This is a genomic window from Streptomyces sp. FH025 (assembly GCF_017427025.1).
GTDB lineage: Bacteria > Actinomycetota > Actinomycetes > Streptomycetales > Streptomycetaceae > Kitasatospora.
On record NZ_JAFLNG010000688.1, the window covers coordinates 1 to 4,079 of the forward strand.

The following is a 4,079-nucleotide window of genomic DNA, read 5'->3' on the forward strand; positions in this document are numbered from 1 at the left end:
TGCGCACGGCGACTGGGTGACGCTGCTCGCCGAACGGGCCGGGGGCGGGCACGAACCCGCCCGGGCGGCGCTGGCCGGGGCCGGTTCGGCGCTCGGCATCGCGGCCGCCGGGGCGGTCAACCTGCTGGACCCGGCCGAGGTGGTGCTGGGCGGCGGCTACGCCCGGCTGGCGCCCTGGCTGCTGCCGGCGATGCGGCGCGAGCTGGCCGCCCGGGTGACGGTGCGGCCCTGGGCGGAGGACCGGCTGACGGTCTCCCGGCTCGGCCGGCGCGGCCCGCTGCTGGGCGCGGCGGTGGGCGTGGTGCGCGCCGTCCTCGCCGACCCGGGACGGCTCGCGGGCGGCTGAGCCGGCCCCGCAACGCGACCGAGCCCCCGGCCGAAGCGGCCGGGGACTCGGTCTGAGCGGCGCGGGATTGGTCAGGACTCGGCGGGCTCGGCGACGAGCTCGCGGCCGCCGGAGCGCGGGCCGCGCAGCACGGCCAGGTAGGCGACGCCCATGCCGATCAGCGCCCAGACCACCAGGACGAGGATCGGCATGCCGAGGTTGGTGGAGCCGAAGTAGGCGATCGACCTGGTGGCGCTGGTGCCGGCGCCGTTCGGGATCAGCGAGCCGATCGCCCGCCAGAACGGCGGCATCAGCGGAGCCGGGTACACGCCGCCGGCGCTCGGGTTGCCCAGCACGACGAAGACCAGCACCGCGATGCCGATGCCGATGACGTCGAACAGGCACTGCAACGCCATGGTGAACGCGCCGACCGTGAACACCACCAGGGCGCCGATGGCGGTCAGCGCCAGGATCGAGCCGGGCAGCGCGTTCAGCACCGGCCCGGCGATGATCGTGCCGCCGAGGCCGGCGGCGACCGAGTACAGCGCCAGGACGCCGAGGCGGATCAGCAGGCGGTGGCCGTTCGCGGGCTTGGAGCCGGCGCTGATGCCGAGGATCGAGGCGACCAGGTAGCCGCCGACGCACCAGCCGATGACCAGGTAGAAGGCGGACAGGCCGTTGCTGTCGCCCTTGGCCAGCGGCGCGACGTCCTCGACCTTGACGGTCCGGCCCTGGGCCTTGTCCAGCGCGGTGGTGATGGACTCGGCGGCCTTGGCGGCGGAGGCGCCGCGGGCGCCGCCGACGAGCAGGGTGTCCTCGGTGCCGGTCGGGTTCACCACCAGCGCGGCGTAGATCTTCTGGTCCCTGATCTGCTGGGTGGCGGTCGCGGCGTCCGGCGCCGTGACGGGCTTGACGGCCTCGTTCGGCACGGACTCCAGCGCCTGGACCAGCTTGGGCGAGACCTGCGGCGGGGCGACCACCGCGATCGACAGCTTGTGCGGGGTCGGCTCGTGCAGCGCCCCCACGTACGAAACTATGAAGCCGAGCTGCAGTAGCAGCACGCCGATCACGAGCAGTGCCGCACGCGGTGTGACCGCGCCCTTCAGTTCAGCGACGAAACCCTGCCCCGGGGCGGCCATCCACATCTCCTTGCGTATCGGCGGAAAACGGATACTTAATACCATGAACTAGTTAGCTTGTCTCAACTTCCTCGGCAGGGGTGGACCGGTGTCGCTGGGCGATACTGGCGCGGTGACGGACGAGGAAGCCCTGGTGGCGGTGGAGCGCGAGGTCGGGCTGATGTTCCGGCGGGGCCGCGCCAGAGTGGCGGAACTCTCACGCCGGGTGCACCCCGAACTGGAGGGCATGGCGTACAGCATGCTCGGCTACATCGCCCAGGCCGGGCGGGTGCGGGTGACGGACGTCGGTGTGCACTTCGCGGTCGGCAAGGCCACCGTGAGCCGGCAGATCCGGGCGCTGGAGGAGCTGGGCCTGGTGGCCCGGGAGGCGGACCCGCAGGACCGCCGGGCCGCCCTGGTCTCGCTGACCGAGGACGGGAGGCGACGCTACCTGGCCGCGCGCGACGTGCGGATGCGGCGGGTGGGCGAGGTGATGGGCGGGTGGCCGCGGGAGGACGTGGTCCGCTTCGCGGAGCTGCTGCACCGGTTCAACGAGGTGCTGGGGGAGCCTCCCGCGGAGTGATCCCGGGAGGTGGGGCCGCCGACGCCTGACATTCGCACCTCGGTGACCAGCGGCGTTGCAAGGGTCTTTACTTGGGCTTGAAGAAAGTTGCCTAAGTCAACCATCTCGGCATATGGTTGCTTAAGGCAACGAATTTTTCGTGTTCGCGTATCCCCACATCCCGCTCGCCTCGCCGAAGGACCCAGATGACCGTGACCACCGCGGCCTCGACCGGCACCACCGCCGCCGTCGACGACCAGCCGATGACCCACCGGCAGGTGATGGAGGCACTGTCCGGCCTGCTGCTCGGCCTCTTCGTGGCCGTGCTCTCCTCGACCGTCGTCTCCAACGCCCTGCCGCACATCCTCGCCGACCTGCACGGCGGCCAGTCCGCCTACACGTGGGTGATCACCGCGGCCCTGCTCACCCTGACCGCCTCCACCCCGATCTGGGGCAAGCTCTCCGACCTCGCCAGCAAGAAGCTGCTGCTCCAGATAGCCCTGCTGATCTACATCGGGACCTCCGCGCTGGCCGGCCTCTCCCAGAACACCGGCGAGCTGATCGCCTGCCGCGCCCTCCAGGGCATCGGTGCGGGCGGTGTCGTCGCGCTCGGCCAGATCTGCCTGGCCGCGATGGTCCCGCCGCGCGAACGCGGCCGTTACAGCGGCTACTTCGGCGCGGTCTTCGCCCTCGCCACCATCGGCGGCCCGCTGATCGGCGGCGTCATCGTGGACACCTCCTGGCTGGGCTGGCGCTGGTGCTTCTACGTCGGCATCCCCTTCGCGCTGGCCGCGATCCTGGTGGTGCAGCGCACCCTCAAGCTGCCGGTGGTCAAGCGCCCGGCGAAGATCGACTACCTGGGCGCGCTGGTCATCACCGCCGCCGTCAGCCTGCTGATGATCTGGATCACGCTGGCCGGCAAGAACTACCCGTGGCTGTCCTGGCAGACCGCGGTGATGGTCGGCGGCGGCGTGCTGCTGGGCGCCCTGGCCATCGTGGTCGAGCGCCGCGCCGCCGAGCCGATCATCCCGCCGGACCTCTTCCGCTACCGCACCGTCACCCTGGCCGCGATCGCCAGCGTGCTGGTCGGCGTCGGGATGTACGGCGCGACCACCTTCCTCAGCCAGTACTTCCAGCTGGCCCGCGCCAAGTCCCCGACCATGGCCGGCCTGATGACCCTGCCGATGATCCTCGGCCTGGCGCTCTCCTCCACGGTGGCCGGCCGGCTGATCACCAAGTACGGCAAGTGGAAGGCCTACCTGGTCGCCGGCACGGCGCTGCTCGCGATCGGCTTCGGCCTGCTCGGCACGGCCCGCGCGGACACCGACTACGCGCTGCTCTCCCTCTACATGGGGATCACCGGTGTCGGCCTCGGCCTGACCAGCCAGAACCTGGTGCTCGCGGTGCAGAACACGGTGCCCCGGCACGAGCTCGGCGCGGCCAGCTCCGTCGTCACCTTCTTCCGCACCATGGGCGGCGCGATGGGCGTCTCCGCGCTCGGCGCGCTGATGACCAACAAGGTCGGCCACTACCTGGCGGAGAACATGGCCGCGGCGCACATCCCGGCCTCGCCCGCGGCGTCCGGCGGCGGCATCCCGGACCTGTCCAAGCTGCCGGCCCCGATCGTCCCGCTGGTGACGGACGCCTTCGGCCACGGGGTCGGGACCGTCTTCCTGTGGGCCGCGCCCTTCGCGCTGCTGGCCTTCGTCACGGTGCTGTTCATCCGGGAGACCGCGCTGAAGACCACCCAGGAGAGCTGACCGGCGGCCGGGATACGCGAAACGGGCCGGGGAGTGTCGAACACTCCCCGGCCCGTTCGGCGTTCCACGGCCCCGTCGGACAGGCCTTACGGCGCGGCGATCAGCACCAGGCCGTAGACCACGGCCGCGGCGCACACGGCGAAGCAGGCGTACGCGCCGGCCAGCAGGGCGGGCTTGCCGCCGCCGGAGGCCTGGCCGCCCTCGCGGGCGCTCAGCGAGGCCTCGCGGCGGGACAGGGCCAGGATGCCGAGGGCGAAGACGGCGACCACGGCGACGGTGACGCCGAAGCTGATGCCGGCGGTCTGGGCCAGGGC

5 protein-coding genes are annotated in these 4,079 nt (G+C 72.1%); 3 read left to right on the forward strand and 2 right to left on the reverse strand.

Features of this window, described 5'->3' with window-relative positions; translation table 11 throughout:
* Positions 1 to 346: ROK family protein (locus J0670_RS32065; protein ID WP_207815523.1), on the forward strand; the 346-nt coding region annotated here is incomplete at its 5' end.
* 71 nt (positions 347 to 417) lie between these two features.
* On the opposite strand, the gene J0670_RS32070 is transcribed toward J0670_RS32065, so the two are convergent.
* Positions 418 to 1,464: an ABC transporter permease gene (locus J0670_RS32070; protein ID WP_243437827.1), complete on the reverse strand. Its 1,047-nt coding sequence runs from the start codon at positions 1,462 to 1,464 to the stop codon at positions 418 to 420.
* A 112-nt stretch (positions 1,465 to 1,576) separates the two neighbouring features.
* On the opposite strand from J0670_RS32070, the gene J0670_RS32075 reads away from it, so the two are divergent.
* Both J0670_RS32075 and J0670_RS32080 read left to right on the forward strand, forming a co-directional pair.
* The gene (locus J0670_RS32075) at positions 1,577 to 2,026 is read left to right on the forward strand and encodes a MarR family transcriptional regulator (protein ID WP_307806789.1); all 450 of its coding nucleotides are present in this window, start codon (positions 1,577 to 1,579) and stop codon (positions 2,024 to 2,026) included.
* Positions 2,027 to 2,211: 185 nt separating this feature from the next.
* Positions 2,212 to 3,765: an MDR family MFS transporter gene (locus J0670_RS32080; protein ID WP_243437828.1), complete on the forward strand. Its 1,554-nt coding sequence runs from the start codon at positions 2,212 to 2,214 to the stop codon at positions 3,763 to 3,765.
* A gap of 86 nt (positions 3,766 to 3,851) precedes the next feature.
* On the opposite strand, the gene J0670_RS32085 is transcribed toward J0670_RS32080, so the two are convergent.
* A partial coding sequence (locus J0670_RS32085; RefSeq protein ID WP_243437829.1) for a hypothetical protein occupies positions 3,852 to 4,079 on the reverse strand: 228 nt, incomplete at its 5' end.